Origin of the sequence: Croceibacter sp., assembly GCF_002716225.1 — a bacterium.
GTDB lineage: Bacteria > Bacteroidota > Bacteroidia > Flavobacteriales > Flavobacteriaceae > Croceibacter > Croceibacter atlanticus.
In genome coordinates, this window is record NZ_PAZX01000018.1 from 1 (window position 1) to 14,544 (window position 14,544).

14 protein-coding genes are annotated in these 14,544 nt (G+C 35.1%); 12 read left to right on the forward strand and 2 right to left on the reverse strand.

What is annotated here, in order from left to right:
• Positions 1 to 147 precede the first annotated feature (147 nt).
• Genes CL818_RS13160 through hemB form a run of 5 tightly spaced genes read left to right on the forward strand, consistent with a single transcriptional unit; the run spans position 148 to position 3,934 of the window.
• The gene (locus CL818_RS13160; protein ID WP_286973339.1) at positions 148 to 624 is read left to right on the forward strand and encodes a DUF6973 domain-containing protein; all 477 of its coding nucleotides are present in this window, start codon (positions 148 to 150) and stop codon (positions 622 to 624) included.
• Between the two features lie 3 nt (positions 625 to 627).
• The gene (locus CL818_RS13165; RefSeq protein ID WP_286973340.1) at positions 628 to 1,374 is read left to right on the forward strand and encodes an EI24 domain-containing protein; all 747 of its coding nucleotides are present in this window, start codon (positions 628 to 630) and stop codon (positions 1,372 to 1,374) included.
• 12 nt (positions 1,375 to 1,386) lie between these two features.
• Entirely contained in the window at positions 1,387 to 2,289 is a 903-nt protein-coding gene (hemF, locus tag CL818_RS13170) for an oxygen-dependent coproporphyrinogen oxidase (protein WP_286973341.1), read from the forward strand.
• A gap of 11 nt (positions 2,290 to 2,300) precedes the next feature.
• Positions 2,301 to 2,948, forward strand: a complete 648-nt coding sequence (locus CL818_RS13175) for a tetratricopeptide repeat protein (protein WP_272972820.1) — start codon at positions 2,301 to 2,303, stop codon at positions 2,946 to 2,948.
• A complete protein-coding gene (gene hemB, locus CL818_RS13180; RefSeq protein ID WP_286973342.1) occupies positions 2,948 to 3,934 on the forward strand; it encodes a porphobilinogen synthase in 987 nt (328 codons plus the stop codon). The genes CL818_RS13175 and hemB overlap by 1 nt, the downstream gene beginning before the upstream one ends.
• Here hemB and CL818_RS13185 read toward each other — a convergent pair.
• Positions 3,929 to 4,342, reverse strand: a complete 414-nt coding sequence (locus CL818_RS13185) for an NUDIX domain-containing protein (RefSeq protein ID WP_013186485.1) — start codon at positions 4,340 to 4,342, stop codon at positions 3,929 to 3,931. The genes hemB and CL818_RS13185 overlap by 6 nt on opposite strands.
• 141 nt (positions 4,343 to 4,483) lie before the next feature.
• Here CL818_RS13185 and CL818_RS13190 point away from each other — a divergent pair, with 141 nt between their 5' ends.
• From CL818_RS13190 to CL818_RS13210, 5 genes are read left to right on the forward strand one after another with little or no spacing between them, the layout of a single operon-like run.
• The gene (locus CL818_RS13190) at positions 4,484 to 5,575 is read left to right on the forward strand and encodes a CNNM domain-containing protein (RefSeq protein ID WP_286973343.1); all 1,092 of its coding nucleotides are present in this window, start codon (positions 4,484 to 4,486) and stop codon (positions 5,573 to 5,575) included.
• The gene (locus CL818_RS13195; RefSeq protein ID WP_013186483.1) at positions 5,556 to 6,053 is read left to right on the forward strand and encodes a methylated-DNA--[protein]-cysteine S-methyltransferase; all 498 of its coding nucleotides are present in this window, start codon (positions 5,556 to 5,558) and stop codon (positions 6,051 to 6,053) included. The genes CL818_RS13190 and CL818_RS13195 overlap by 20 nt, the downstream gene beginning before the upstream one ends.
• Positions 6,054 to 6,068: 15 nt before the next feature.
• A complete protein-coding gene (locus CL818_RS13200) occupies positions 6,069 to 7,220 on the forward strand; it encodes a serine hydrolase domain-containing protein (protein ID WP_286973344.1) in 1,152 nt (383 codons plus the stop codon).
• A gap of 45 nt (positions 7,221 to 7,265) precedes the next feature.
• A complete protein-coding gene (locus tag CL818_RS13205) occupies positions 7,266 to 7,979 on the forward strand; it encodes a 3'-5' exonuclease (protein WP_272972824.1) in 714 nt (237 codons plus the stop codon).
• A gap of 11 nt (positions 7,980 to 7,990) precedes the next feature.
• Complete coding sequence (locus CL818_RS13210; protein WP_286973345.1) at positions 7,991 to 8,512, forward strand: hypothetical protein; 522 nt, start codon at positions 7,991 to 7,993, stop codon at positions 8,510 to 8,512.
• Between the two features lie 54 nt (positions 8,513 to 8,566).
• On the opposite strand, the gene CL818_RS13215 is transcribed toward CL818_RS13210, so the two are convergent.
• Complete coding sequence (locus tag CL818_RS13215; protein ID WP_286973346.1) at positions 8,567 to 12,031, reverse strand: M4 family metallopeptidase; 3,465 nt, start codon at positions 12,029 to 12,031, stop codon at positions 8,567 to 8,569.
• 213 nt (positions 12,032 to 12,244) lie between these two features.
• Here CL818_RS13215 and CL818_RS13220 point away from each other — a divergent pair, with 213 nt between their 5' ends.
• Positions 12,245 to 13,939, forward strand: coding sequence for an ABC transporter ATP-binding protein (locus tag CL818_RS13220; RefSeq protein WP_286973347.1), 1,695 nt, complete (start codon positions 12,245 to 12,247; stop codon positions 13,937 to 13,939).
• A 41-nt stretch (positions 13,940 to 13,980) separates the two neighbouring features.
• A partial coding sequence (locus CL818_RS13225) for a lipopolysaccharide biosynthesis protein (RefSeq protein WP_286973348.1) occupies positions 13,981 to 14,544 on the forward strand: 564 nt, incomplete at its 3' end.

Sequence of the window (14,544 nt, forward strand, 5' to 3'; positions counted from 1 at the left end):
AATATCCCTATTGAAAATGCAGGTGCATTTATTGAAGCTGTTAAGGAATATAAAAGTAAATAGTGATTTAATCTTGTCTCATTTAAGTGTATTAAAATAAAGACACCGATTTTTATAGAAATAAAGAGGTTCTAAACGATTAAGACTATGAAAATCTGGTCCAGACTTAAAAAACTAAGTATAAAGCAATTACTAAATTTAGGAGTTGTTTTTATACAACGTCCCTTGTTAATTCGCCCAACGCTTAAAGCCACCTCTAAGACTATGTCTATCTCTCAAAAGGAGTTTGGTAGTGCACAACATAAAAATGGAAAACCAAATGCATTTAGACATGCGTTATGGAACATTCTTTTGGCAAAAGTAGCTTACACAAAAAATGAGACAGCAGCAACAGATTGGGCAGAACAAGTAACTACACTTCACGAAAAACTAGCACCTAATGCACCATTAGAAACTGTTATGGATTTACATAATAATATGGTAGGGCGTCAGTTTTTTTCTGAAACTTTAGATCTATCTGAAAAGGAATTAATTCAGTTTTTAAAAGAGAAGTCTAGTCTGGCAAAACAAATTACCAAGGTAGAAGACGTAGAGCGTTATCCTAATGAATTGGTTTATATTTAAGCTATGATAACATCAGTTTTTAAATCAATATCAGCCTACAGAAGTAGTTTCAGTTTAATTTCTAAATTAAAACTGTGGAAATACTTTGCTATCCCAATGATTATTAGTTTTGTTACAGCTATGCTAATAGGTATATCTGCTTGGGGATTGTCAGACAATATCGGTTCACTTATTTCTAAAGCTTGGATCTGGGATTGGGGCAAAGCAACATTTACTACAATTAGCACTGTTTTAGGTGGTCTTATAATTATTGCAATTGGACTTATACTTTACAAACACATTGTTATGGCATTAAGTGCGCCATTTATGAGTCCTGTTTCAGAAAAGATTGAGCAACATTTTAACCCTCAAGCAGTTCATTCACACAGAGATACAAACAATGTACAACAATTATGGCGAGGTATAAAAATTAACGTTCGCAATCTTACTATGGAGTTATTGTTAACAGTACCTATCCTACTTATAGGGTTTATACCGGTTGTAGGTATTTTCTCTACAGTATTATTGTATGCTGTTCAAGCTTATTATGCAGGGTTTGGAAATATGGACTACACATTGGAGCGTCATTATAATTATTCAGAAAGTATTTCATTTGTAAAACAAAATAGAGGCTTAGCCATAGGCAATGGTCTGGTGTTTATACTATTTCTTTTTATACCAATCATAGGTATTATTCTAGTACTACCATTATCTGCAACTGCAGCAAGTAAGGTAACGCTAGAAAAGCTTCAGCAACATAAAACCTTATAGTTTAAGAGTACTATGAAAGAGCAGTTTTTTAACTACATACAAACATTACAAGATACCATTACTGCAAAGCTAGAAGCGGTTGATGGCAAAGCCAAGTTTAAAGAAGACCTTTGGGAGCGCGAAGAAGGTGGCGGTGGCAGAAGCCGAGTTATAGAAAATGGAGATGTCTTTGAAAAAGGTGGTGTAAATATTTCTAAAGTTCACGGACCGTTAAACCCAGCAATGCAAAAGTACTTTAACGTTGGCGATGTTAATTTTTTTGCGTGTGGCTTAAGTTTAGTATTACATCCTAAAAACCCTTTTGCGCCAACTGTACATGCAAACTGGCGTTATTTCGAAATGTATGAGAAAGACGGCACATTGGTAGATAATTGGTTTGGTGGCGGTCAAGATTTAACACCGTATTATTTGTTTGAGGAAGACGCTATTCATTTTCATAGCATTTGCAAATCTGTTTGTGATGCTCACGACCCTTCTTTTTATGCGCTATACAAAAAACAATGCGACGACTATTTTTATAATGCTCACCGCGATGAAGCTAGAGGTTTAGGTGGTTTGTTTTTTGATCATTGTAAAGCCACACCAGAACGAAGTATGACAGATTGGTATAACTTTGTTACACAAGTGGGTGATAGTTTTTTAGATGCTTATGTGCCTATTGTAGAGAAAAGAAAAGATATACCATTTACACCAGAACAACGCGATTGGCAAGAAATAAGACGCGGTCGTTATATAGAGTTTAATTTAATACATGATAAAGGCACGTTGTTTGGCTTAAAAACAAACGGCCGTATAGAAAGTATTTTTATGAGCTTTCCGCCTCACGTACAATGGCGCTATAATTACGAACCAGAAAAAGGTACCAAAGAAGACAAATTATTACACGTATTAAAACACCCCAAAGATTGGGTTTAAACACAATTAAAATGAAGCATATTTTCACAATACTAATCTTACTAATTACACTTAGTTCTTGTAAGAATAATAAAGAATTGGACATCTTATCAGATCCTGAGCCTTTAACAGAACTTAAATCTCAAGAAGAGCACATGAGAGCTGCAGTAACCTATTTAACAGCTAGCAGAATAGATGATGCTTTAAAGGAACTAACACAATGTATTAGAACTTACCATAACGAGCGCGCTTACATTATGAAAAGCGACATTCTTCTAAGAGAGAAGAGATACCAAGAGTATTTAGAAAATACAGAAGACGCCAGGCGCTTCGAAGAATTTCAATCACCTACTCTTTTTATGCATAATGGTTTAGGTTATGAACTTACTGGCGAAGAAGATAAAGCAAAACCCTTTTATGAGAAAGCATTGTTAAGGTGGACGCTAAACGGTACAACTCAAGAAAACTACAGACAAGTGCTAACACAAAAACCATTTTTAACAGCAGTGGTGTTTGGTAAAGACGTAGCCTTAAAAGACTTTGATAAAATCTTTTCAGATTTTGGTAAAACCCGCCAAGATACTATCATAAGAGAACAATTTAGACCATTGCTAGAAACCTATGACGGTACAGGAATGAGTTATTTTTATTTTGAAATTGAAAAAAATCCTACAGAATAATGTATCCATTAAGACGTAACCGAAGATTAAGAACTAACGCATCTATTAGAGGATTAGTTAGAGAAACCATGCTTTCACCTAATGATTTTATTGTACCACTTTTTATTACTGAAGGCTCTGGCGTAAAAGATGAAATAGCATCTATGCCAAATTATTACAGATATAGCTTAGATCTTTTAAAGGAAGAAGTAAAGTCGCTTTGGGATTTAGGATTGCGTTCTGTGCTTTTATTTGTTAAAGTTCCCAATAACTTAAAAGACAATGCAGGAACAGAAGCATTAAATCCAGATGGACTAATGCAACGCGCCATAAAGACCGTAAAAGATACATGTCCAGATATGGTTGTTATGACAGATGTGGCGTTAGACCCATATTCAATTTTTGGTCATGATGGTGTTGTGGGTGATGGCCAAATAATTAACGACGACACTAATGCAATCTTGGCAGAAATGTCTTTATCTCATGCTAAAGCAGGTGCAGATATAGTTGCACCAAGTGATATGATGGATGGACGTATTTTCGAGATTCGTAGCTTGTTAGAAGATGAAGGTTTTCATAATACCGGTATTATGAGTTATTCGGCTAAATATGCCTCTGCATTTTATGGGCCATTTAGAGACGCTTTAGCATCTGCTCCTGTAGATGTAAAAGATGTTCCTAAGGATAAACAAAGTTACCAAATGGATCCAGCGAATAGAGACGAAGCCATTAAAGAAACTATTATGGACGTACAAGAAGGCGCAGATATCGTTATGGTAAAACCAGGACTTTGTTACTTAGATATTGTAAGAGATGTAAAAGAAGCGGTTGATGTTCCTGTAGCAGTATACCAAGTAAGTGGAGAATATGCTATGCTTAAGGCTGCCGCAGAAAAAGGATGGCTGGATCATGATGCTGTAATGTTAGAGCAGTTTGTATCAATTAAACGAGCTGGCGCAAATATGATTGCTAGCTATTTTGCCAAAGATGCAGTAAAACTTTTATAGCGCTTTTAAAGCTTTTGCTATAATTTCAGAATGATCAAATGCCAAATTAGGAAGGTTATTTAAAGGCCACCATTTGGCATTTTTTGCATCGTCTGCAGCTTCAACTTTAGGAGTGCTAGATATTGTTCCTACAAAAGCAATACTAATAGTTCGTCCTCTTGGGTCTCTGCCAATAGCTCCAAAAACTCCTATTTGTTTAAGAGCCTTTACATCCAATCCTGTTTCTTCTTTTAATTCTCGTTTAGCTCCTGTTTCAAAGGTTTCATCTGTTTCTAAAAAACCTCCAGGAAGCGCCCACTCATCTTTAAACGGATCGTTTTTACGCTGTATGAGTAATACATAATCTGTATTGGATAATGTAGAAAAAATTACAGCATCTGTAGTAATGCTAATCTCTTGTTTTGGCATCTTTTCTAAATTTTTTAAGTGGTATAATTCAATTCTATACTAAAAGTAAGAAAGGTTTAGCGTTAATCATTATTTTTCAGAAAGGATTAATACAAAGACATTGTCTATTTCCTTAACTTGTCACAAAAAATTTATCATCTAATGACATTACTCATAATTTACGCGGTAGTTTCTATCTTTTTTTCGTTTTTATGCTCGATTTTAGAAGCAGCTCTTTTAAGTGTTACACCAACATTTATTAAAATTAAAACTAAAGAAGGGAAAGGCTACGCACAACCTCTGGCAGAGTTTAAAAAAGATATAGACAAGCCATTAATAGCCATTTTAACATTAAATACCGTAGCGCATACGGTTGGTGCAATCCTGGTAGGAGTACAAGCAGAAAAGGCTTTTGGAAGTGGAAATAATTCTGTAGGTATTGTGTCTGCAATTATGACGGTATTAATTCTTGTTGTTTCAGAAATAATTCCTAAAACCATTGGTGCTACCTATTGGAAAAGCTTAGGAAACTTTACAGCAAAGTTCTTAAAGCTTATTATGTTTCCGTTAAAATATACGGGTATACTTTGGATTCTTACACTTACCACAAAACTTATTGGAAAATCTGCGCACGTAAGTACAATGTCCAGAGAAGAGTTTATGGCTATTACAGACGCCGCTGAAGAAGAAGGCGTTTTTGAGGAAAATGAAACCACTGTAATTAAAAATTTATTGGTCTTTAAGTCTGTTGAAGCTAAAGATGTAATGACACCATTTTCTGTAGCTATTATTGAAGATGAAACAAAGACTATTGAAGAGTTTTACCAAGAACACAAGCATTTAAAATTTTCTAGAATTCCTGTTTATAAAGAGAAAACCAATAACATTACTGGTTTTATTCTTAAAGATGATGTGCTAGAGGAAATGTTAGACAACAAAGGACCAGACGCTTTATCTACATTAAGGCGTGATATCTTAATGACTTCTAACAACACACCGATACCAGAACTTTTTGAATTTTTTGTTGAGAAACGCGCACATATTGCCATGGTATCAGATGAATATGGTAATTCTGTAGGTATTGTAACTATGGAAGATATTATTGAAACGCTTTTAGGTCTAGAAATTATGGATGAGAGTGACCGTGTGGAAGATATGCAGGAGCTAGCTAGAAAAAACTGGGAAAACCGCGCAAAACGTATGGGATTATTAGAGTCTAAAAAAGCTAATGAAGATGGATCCTCTAAAGCTTAATAAATTAGATGAAGCTATTATTAGTTCTCCTCTAGGTGCTATTCAAGTTTTGGGAGATGAAAATGGCGTACAGTCTATTTTATTTTTAGAAGATGCCAAACCCTTTACTGAAGATATTCCTAAAAGCTTATCCATAGCCGTACAAGAGCTTACAGATTACTTTACCAAGAAAACTAAGGATTTTACTTTTAAATTAAACCCTCAAGGCACAGAGTTTCAACAGAAGGTGTGGCAACAACTGTGTACAATTCCGTTTTCTAAAACATCATCTTATTTAGATATGGCGAAAGCTTTGGGTGACCCAAAAGTAATTCGTGCCGCAGCTAGTGCCAATGGTAAGAATCCTATATCTATAGTAATTCCGTGTCATCGGGTTATAGGTAGCGATGGTAGTATGACTGGTTATGCTGGTGGCATTTGGCGTAAAGAATGGTTACTAAATCACGAAAGTGCTGTTACACAAGGTACATTGTTTTAAACATTAGATATATTCATGAAATTTTTAAAATCTGTTTTTAAAGGGATACTGCTAATTATTGGTTTGGCCATAGTACTACTCTATATCTTTGATTATGATTATATCCTTAAAGGTGTTCGCGTTGTTTACCTAACTGGCCATACAACTGCTTTTATAGATGACGCTAAGTATTTTGACAATAGGTCAATTGAGGCAGAAAACCCTCAAGATTGGCCTAAACACAAGCTATACAATCAAGCAACACCAACAACAACCTTAAATGAAATAAACGATAGATTAGGAACCATAGCGTATGTCATTATAAAAAATGATAGTATTTGGTATGAGGACTATGCTGAAAGCTATTCAGACACTTCTAAAACCAATAGCTTTTCAATGGCTAAAAGTATTACCGTAACACTTTTAGGCAAAGCCATTCGAGATGGTTTTATTACTGGTTTAGACCAACCTGTAGCAGATTTCTTCCCAAAGTTTAATACAGACCTAGGTAAAGAAATGACCGTAGGAGATTTGGCGTCTATGTCTTCTGGACTAAATTGGGACGAGAGTTACTCAAGTCCATTTTCCTTAACTGCAAGATCGTATTATGACACTAATATAAGAGATGTAATTTTAGGGTTAAATGTTGTTGAAAACCCAGGTGAATCCTATAAATACCTAAGTGGTAACACACAGCTTTTAGGAATGGTAATAGAAAAAGCGACCAACCAAACACTTACAGACTATTTGCAAGAAAGTTTTTGGACACCAATGGAAAGCTTTGAAGATGCAACCTGGCAATTAGATAGTGAAGACTCTGGAATGGAAAAATCATATTGTTGCATTGCAAGCAACGCCAAAGATTTTGCCCGCTTTGGTAAACTTTATAAAGACAAAGGTGCCTGGAACGAAGAACAGCTGTTAGATTCATCTTTTGTTAGCACTGCAATCGAGCCAAGGTTTAAAGACAGTCCTGAATACGGTTATGGATTTTGGTTAAGTAACCATTTGGGAAAAGATATTTTTGCAATGCGCGGTATTTTAGGACAGTATGTAATAACTATACCAGAAGATAATGTCATCATTGTTCGCTTAGGCCATAAACGTGGGCAGTTTGTAGATAAACCATTTACCCAAGACTTTTATACTTACATAGAAGAAGCCTACAGCATGATGGCCGAACATTAAAAGGCGTTATTTTTTTAGTTATCTTTTCATTTAAATAGATAAACTATGATTTCTAAGCTTAATCTTGAGCACATTTTATTTTTAGATATTGAAACTGTACCAGAGTATGAACAGTGGAGTGAGTTAGATGATGATACAAAATTACTTTGGGAAACTAAAACTCAATACCAACGTAAAGACGAGTTTACACCAGAAGACTTTTATGATCGTGCAGGTATTTGGGCAGAGTTTGGTAAGATAGTTTGCATATCTGTAGGATATTTTAAAATTCAAGGTGACAGCAGGCAGTTTAGAACAACCTCTTTTCACGGAGATGAACCAAAAATATTAAGAGATTTTAAGGGGCTTTTAGAATCTCATTTTAATAGACCTCATCATTTGCTTTGTGCTCATAACGGTAAAGAATTTGACTTTCCCTTTATTGCTCGCCGTATGATAATACATCATATCGAGCTGCCATTTAAACTTAATTTATTTGGAAAAAAACCTTGGGAAATACCACATCTAGATACATTGGAACTTTGGAAATTTGGGGATTACAAACATTATACGTCTCTAAAATTACTTACCAAAATATTAGGGATTCCTTCACCTAAAGATGATATTGATGGTAGCCAGGTTCGTGATGTTTTCTATAATGAAAAAGATGTTGATCGTATTATTATATACTGTGAAAAAGACACCGTTTCTGTAGCCCAAATATTCTTAAGATTAAGAAATGAAGAGCTTTTGCATGACTCAGAGGTACTTTCAGTTTAAAGAACCTATATATGGTAAAATCAGAATTTAGACGAGTAGCAGAAAAACATAATTGTAAACTTCAAGTTAGTGATAACGATATTGCTATTGGTATGGGTGTAAGAAGTCCAAGGGTAATATATAGATTAATTTGTGATTATAAATCTTCAGAAATAATTATAGATAACAAAACAGGTTTTGAGTTTGTAGGAAATGTTTCTTGTTGGTTTAAAACAACTCATAATTCTTTAAGTTTAAACTTAAGTACTAAAACTCATTTTAATAGAATCTTTTCTAGAGCCAAAAATCCATTTAAAATAGATGTTAATAATTATAGCTTGGAAACTTTTTTAAAAAACTCCAGTGACTTAAAGTCTTTAGAGACTATTGCAAAGACTACTAAATTTGAACCCCAAATTATAGGAAGTTATAACAATGGTCGTTATCATTTAAAAACCACTTATCATCTTCAATTTAAAAATTGGGAGCAAGCATTAGACCCATTACTCCTCTTCTATAAAGAGTTTATAGATAATTTTTCAGTTAATACATAATAAAAAAGGCCGCTCTATTTCTAAAGCGACCTTTTCATTTAAGTGTTGGTTAATTTACTCTTTAATAAAGCGTTTTGTTATAGTTTGTCCATCTATAGTAGCATTTAGTAAATAGATACCACTTTCTAGATTTCCTACTTCTAACGTGTTGCTCAAGTTTCCTTTTGCAACTTGCTGTCCTAACATATTAACTATTGTAAATGTTGCTTCTTTTTGAGACACAAAGTCTACTTGTAAAGATACTCCTTTTACAGGGTTAGGGTAAATATTAAATGTTGAGTTAACTGGTGGCGCCTGAGGCACTAGGTTTGTGATTCCAAAAGAAGATCCACAAGCTCCCAAGTTTGTCCAACCACTAGCTGTTCTTTCAAATAAATTACCTTGATACGTAACACGATCTCCAGTACTATAAGATTGAGAACTGCTATAAGGTGCAACACCTGCGCAGATGTCTGCTGTACCGTCTATAACTCTCACATCATCAATAGCGATATCTGCTTGCCACGTAGAGCCTGTAGTTCTATTAAATCTTAGTCTAATAGATGATCCATTATAAGCAGAAAGATCTACAGTTGCAGATTGCCAAGCATTTCCTTTATTTCCTGTTTCGGAGAATAACGTTGTCCAAGTTGCTCCATCATTATCACTAACATCTACTTTTAAACTTCCCATATCTGATGCACCATACATATGATACTTAAATGTAAAGTTTGGTTGTGCTGTAGCAGATAAATCTATACAAGGTGAATTTAAAATTGCTTGTTTGTTAGGATAGCCTGTACCGTTTCCAGAAGCTTCAACAAAAACGTAGAAACTACCTTCAACCGCACTTGATGGTCCTGTATTGCTAGATGGTGTACCACTAGCGTCTCTAGTCCAGTTTATATCGTCTGAAGTAGATTGCGTCCAAGCTCCTAAATTACTTTCATAACCTTCTGAATAAGGGAATGAGGAGATACCATTTACACAACCACCACCAGATGCTGGTGAGTCTGTAGTTACAGATACTGTATTACTAGCTCCAGATACATTTCCTGCGTCGTCTTTTGCGCGAACGTTAAATGTATAATTAGTTCCAGAAGATAATCCGGTAATTTGAGCAGATGTATTAGCTGTAGTTCCTAATAAAGCAGTTCCTTGATAAACATCATATCCTGTTACTCCAACATTATCGTTTGAAGCATTCCAAGATAAATCTACTGTAGTTTCTGTGATGTTAGAAGCAGATAAATTTGTTGGCACACTTGGTGCTTGAGTATCTGCAGCAGAGCTTCCAATATTAACTGTATAATCTTCTACTTCACCATAGCTAAATGATTCACAAGCGCTAGGCACACCGTTATATTTCATAGAAACTCTCATACGAGTAGCTCCATCTGAAGCATTGGTTGGCACTGTAAAGCTACCACTTACAGGTGTATTTTGTGTAGCTGCAACACTTGTAACTAATTCTCCAGAATCAGAAAAATCTCCATCTTGGTTATAATCTATCCAAACGGCATAGCCCTCAGAATATACAGTTCCTGTCCAGGTAGGTGTAATTGTAATTGTATATGCATCACCTTTTGCCAAGTCTGTTTCCACAGCTGTATGATTTTGGTATCCACCGCTTCCAGCACCAGAAGTATTATTAATATCTGCCAATTGTACTCTAGAGATATACTCATCTGCAACACTGTTACCATTAGAGGCACAATAGTTAGAGCCACCATTTCCTCCACCAAAAGCATCTCCTACATTAACGGCATGCCAAGCATTTGTTACTGCCTGCTCTTCTGCGCCACCAGCTCCATAAAGATCTTTAGCCGCTTGTATTGCGCCAGCTCTTGCATTTGCAAACGTAGAGTTTGCAGATAAATAGTTATTTAATGTTCTGTAAGCAATTTTAGCAGATTTATCCATACCAATTCCACTTACTGAAAACACATCGCCAACGTCATTTGTACCATTGCCACCTTCAACTAATAAGTAAAACCAGTAGTTTAATACACCAGAGTTTGTATGTACTCCACAATAGTCATTAGATTGCGTTGGTGTTCCACAATTAGGGTTTTGCCAGAATTGACCTCCATAAGTATCTGGTTGTCCTAATGATGTTGGATTACTCATAGAGCGTAGAGCAGCAGAGCCGCTTCGTCTATCAATTTCATCTCCTATTAACCAAACTTCATCAGTTGGGTTAGTATCACTTCCATTTCCTTTTGCAAAATGCTCTACTGCTGCACCCCAAATATCTGAGAAGCCTTCATTAAGACCACCAGATTCTCTTTGGTATGCAAGATTTGCAGTAAACGTTGTTACAGCATGTCCTATTTCATGAGATGCAACATCTATACTTGTTAATGCATCAAAAAATCCATTTCCTTCATTACCATTCGAAGAACCATCACCGTAAGACATTACAGAACCATTCCAGAATGCGTTATCATAATTGTTGTCTACATGAACATAACTTCTAATTTGTGCACCACTACCGTTGTAACTATCACGACCGTGAACTTGTTGCCAGTAATCATACGTTTCCATTGCACCCCAATGAGCATCTAAAGCCGCATTATCTTTATTTGCGCTATGCTCTGCAGTTGTCCAATTATTATCATTGTCTGTAAACTCATCATAATTATTAATGTAAGGATACGTGCCTCCTGGCGCCTGATTTTTAGCATCACGAGTATAAACATCTCTACCAGTATCTGCTAACCTATAGCTACCACCAGTAAGTTGAGTTTCAATAGTACGAGAACCACTATAACGAGTAGCAGCAGTACCACTAGCCATCATAGCAATGCTTGTATAATTATCATACGTTGTATCGTTTTCAAATTGAGATACAGTTACCATTGGCTCACCTACGTGACCAAAAGAGTTTGCGTGTTTAATAGTTGCATTGTAAAATAATGCGTCTCCATTTTTAGCATCTATATAAAGATCTCCACGACTAATTGGATACGTTGCATAAATATCAAATTTGTAGGCTAACTTGTAAGTAGAAATTTCATCACCATTATACATTGGTAAAATTACAAGGTCTCCAGTAGGTTTTTGGTAACCATCCATTTCTGCAGCTGCATCTGGATATTCCCATAAATAATGTTGCGCACCTATGTGGTTAACAGCGCGCATTAATGCTTGTTGGTTAGTTAATGTTGTTGTAACATCTAAATCTTTTATAGGATAATACTCACCACTTACTGCTTGTGGGATACCTTGTTTAGAATGTAGTTTTGAAATTGCAAACTCAACAGGAATGCCTTGATGGCGTTGTTGAAATTCTTGCTGTGAAAATCCGAGATTATCTGTAGATTGCTTTCGCGGAGTAAGTTGATTGTTTTGGCCTAGGTTATAAACTTGTCCTAGTACATCTTGAGGGCTAGATGATTTTCTTTGAGTATCGTCTAAAACAATTAGTTTAGGCGGTTGCTTTACATTGCGTTTTTCGTCTCTTCGATCTGTTTGTGCTTGTAGCATTGGAGCACAGAATAAAAGAGCGAAAAATACACTTCCATAAAAATTTCTCATAAAATAAAGGGTTTAGTTAATGAATTGTGTAAATACTTCCTGAATTCACAAAAAGTAACCGAAGTAAATGAATTTTATTTAAACACTATGTTATAATCGTTGAAGCGCACAATAAATTAACTTATTGTTAACAAATAGAGTGTTCTTTTTGTTAAAATTATGGTTTAACCATAGTTTGAAAGCCACGACTTTACCTCTATTAATTGTTAAAAGATGATTACTTTTGAAGATATGTTAACTGTACAGAACCTAACCATTGCTTTTAAATCGCAAGACGACTTTATTCCGGTTGTTAACAACATATCATTTGATCTTAAACCTAACGAAATACTTGGCGTTGTTGGTGAATCTGGTTCTGGGAAATCTGTGTCTACTCTCGCTATATCTGGTCTTTTGCCTAAGAAAATCTCTAAAATAACTTCTGGCAATATCACATTTGAAGGAACTTCTCTGCTCGAATATTCTAACGCCCTAATGACAATGTTAAGAGGCAAAGAGATTGCTATGATTTTTCAAGAACCTATGAGTGCTTTAAACCCTTCTATGACTTGCGGAGCACAGGTACTTGAAATTATATTGCAACATAAAGACATAACACCTGCTAAAGCTAAGGTTGAAACGCTTCAGTTATTTGAAAAGGTTAAATTACCTAGGCCAAAAGATATTTTTAAAAGCTATCCTCATCAAATAAGTGGAGGCCAAATGCAACGTGTAATGATTGCCATGGCTATTGCCTGTAAACCAAAGATTCTTATTGCAGACGAACCAACAACAGCGTTGGATGTAACTGTACAGAAAGAAATAATTCAGCTTTTAAAGACGCTTCAGAAAGAAACTAAAATGAGTATTATATTTATATCTCATGACTTGGCTTTGGTTTCAGAAATTGCTCAACGTGTTATTGTTATGCACAAAGGTAATATTGTTGAAGAAGGCAAAACAGAAGACATATTTTTGCAACCTAAGCAACTTTATACCAAAGCATTAATTGCATCTAAACCTAATACTAAAATTCATTTAAAAAGACTACCTACAGTTAGTGACTTTGTGAACAATACTGTACCAACAGAAACGATAAGTGACAATGAAAGACGTTTATTTAGGAAACAACTCTTTGAGCAAAAACCATTATTGGAAGTAGTTAATGTAGATAAAGAGTTTTACAGCAATGCCGGATTATTTAGTAAAGCAACCATTGTAAAAGCTGTTAATAATGTAAGCTTTAAAGTTTATGAAGGTGAGACCTTAGGATTGGTTGGTGAAAGTGGATGCGGAAAATCTACACTTGGAAATGTTATTCTACAACTTCACAAGGCTACAAAGGGTAAAGTATTTTATAAGGGAGAAGATATTACTAAATTAAAAAGCAAAGCTTTAAGGGTTTTACGTAAAGATATTCAGTTAATTTTTCAGGACCCATTTTCTTCATTAAACCCAAGGATTACTGTTGGTAAAGCAATTGAAGAGCCTATGAAAGTTCATAAATTATACAAAAACGATGACGAGCGTAAAGAAAAAGTAATTTCAATTTTAAAACGCGTAGGCTTAGACGCTTCACACTATTATAGGTATCCTCACGAGTTTAGTGGCGGCCAACGCCAACGTATTGGTATAGCTAGAACTATAGCATTGCAACCAAAACTAATTGTGTGTGATGAATCTGTTTCTGCCCTAGACATCTCTGTGCAAGCGCAAGTGCTTAATTTGTTAAATGAGTTAAAAGAAGATTTTGGATTTACCTATATCTTTATTTCTCATGATTTGTCTGTTGTTAAGTATATGGCAGATGAGCTTATTGTCATGAATAAAGGACAGATTGAAGAGCAAGGTGATCCAGACCATATTTATGAAAACCCAAAAACGCATTACACCAAACGTTTAATAGCAGCTATTCCTAAAGGCATCTAATCCTATAAAGTTTCCTACTTTTACACTTTAAATTTATAAGGTTGAGTGTTCTAAAAAATTTATTTAAGCAAACGGTTATCTATGGTTTGGCAACGGTTTTTCCGAGAGTTCTCAGCTTTATTTTATTACCACTTTATACACACGTACTTCCTACTAAAGCAGAATATGGAAAAGTCTCCATCATATTTGCCTGGATTGTAGTGTTTAATGTAATCCTAGCTTATGGAATGGAAACCGCATTCTTTAGGTTTTATCACGACGATAAAACTAAGAACAGTGTAAAAGGCACCTCTGCTATTTCAATTGCCGTTAGTTCTTTAATCTTTTTAGGGTTAGCCTTGTATTTAAAATCTTATTTAGCAGCCTTGATGAATATAGATGTTAAGTACATCACCTTCGTGATATGGATTTTAGTCTTAGACGCATTGGTTATCATACCATTTTCAATATTAAGAGCGAAAGGAAAGTCTATGACCTACAGCGTTTTAAAAATTGTAAACGTTGCTGTTAACTTGGGTTTAAATGTATTCTTTTTAGTGTTGCTAAAAGATTTAGTAAATCCTTCTAAAGAAGTGTTTTGGAATAGCATTTGGTTTTCTGGAGCA

Excerpts from the sequence above, each read along its gene's own strand:
- CL818_RS13160 (WP_286973339.1), top strand. The coding sequence starts at position 148 with ATGAAAATCTGGTCCAGACTTAAAAAACTAAGTATAAAGCAATTACTA.
- CL818_RS13165 (WP_286973340.1), top strand. The coding sequence starts at position 628 with ATGATAACATCAGTTTTTAAATCAATATCAGCCTACAGAAGTAGTTTC.
- hemF (WP_286973341.1), top strand. The coding sequence starts at position 1,387 with ATGAAAGAGCAGTTTTTTAACTACATACAAACATTACAAGATACCATT.
- CL818_RS13175 (WP_272972820.1), top strand. The coding sequence starts at position 2,301 with ATGAAGCATATTTTCACAATACTAATCTTACTAATTACACTTAGTTCT.
- hemB (WP_286973342.1), top strand. The coding sequence starts at position 2,948 with ATGTATCCATTAAGACGTAACCGAAGATTAAGAACTAACGCATCTATT.
- CL818_RS13185 (WP_013186485.1), bottom strand. The coding sequence starts at position 4,342 with ATGCCAAAACAAGAGATTAGCATTACTACAGATGCTGTAATTTTTTCT.
- CL818_RS13190 (WP_286973343.1), top strand. The coding sequence starts at position 4,484 with ATGACATTACTCATAATTTACGCGGTAGTTTCTATCTTTTTTTCGTTT.
- CL818_RS13195 (WP_013186483.1), top strand. The coding sequence starts at position 5,556 with ATGGATCCTCTAAAGCTTAATAAATTAGATGAAGCTATTATTAGTTCT.
- CL818_RS13200 (WP_286973344.1), top strand. The coding sequence starts at position 6,069 with ATGAAATTTTTAAAATCTGTTTTTAAAGGGATACTGCTAATTATTGGT.
- CL818_RS13205 (WP_272972824.1), top strand. The coding sequence starts at position 7,266 with ATGATTTCTAAGCTTAATCTTGAGCACATTTTATTTTTAGATATTGAA.
- CL818_RS13210 (WP_286973345.1), top strand. The coding sequence starts at position 7,991 with ATGGTAAAATCAGAATTTAGACGAGTAGCAGAAAAACATAATTGTAAA.
- CL818_RS13215 (WP_286973346.1), bottom strand. The coding sequence starts at position 12,031 with ATGAGAAATTTTTATGGAAGTGTATTTTTCGCTCTTTTATTCTGTGCT.
- CL818_RS13220 (WP_286973347.1), top strand. The coding sequence starts at position 12,245 with ATGATTACTTTTGAAGATATGTTAACTGTACAGAACCTAACCATTGCT.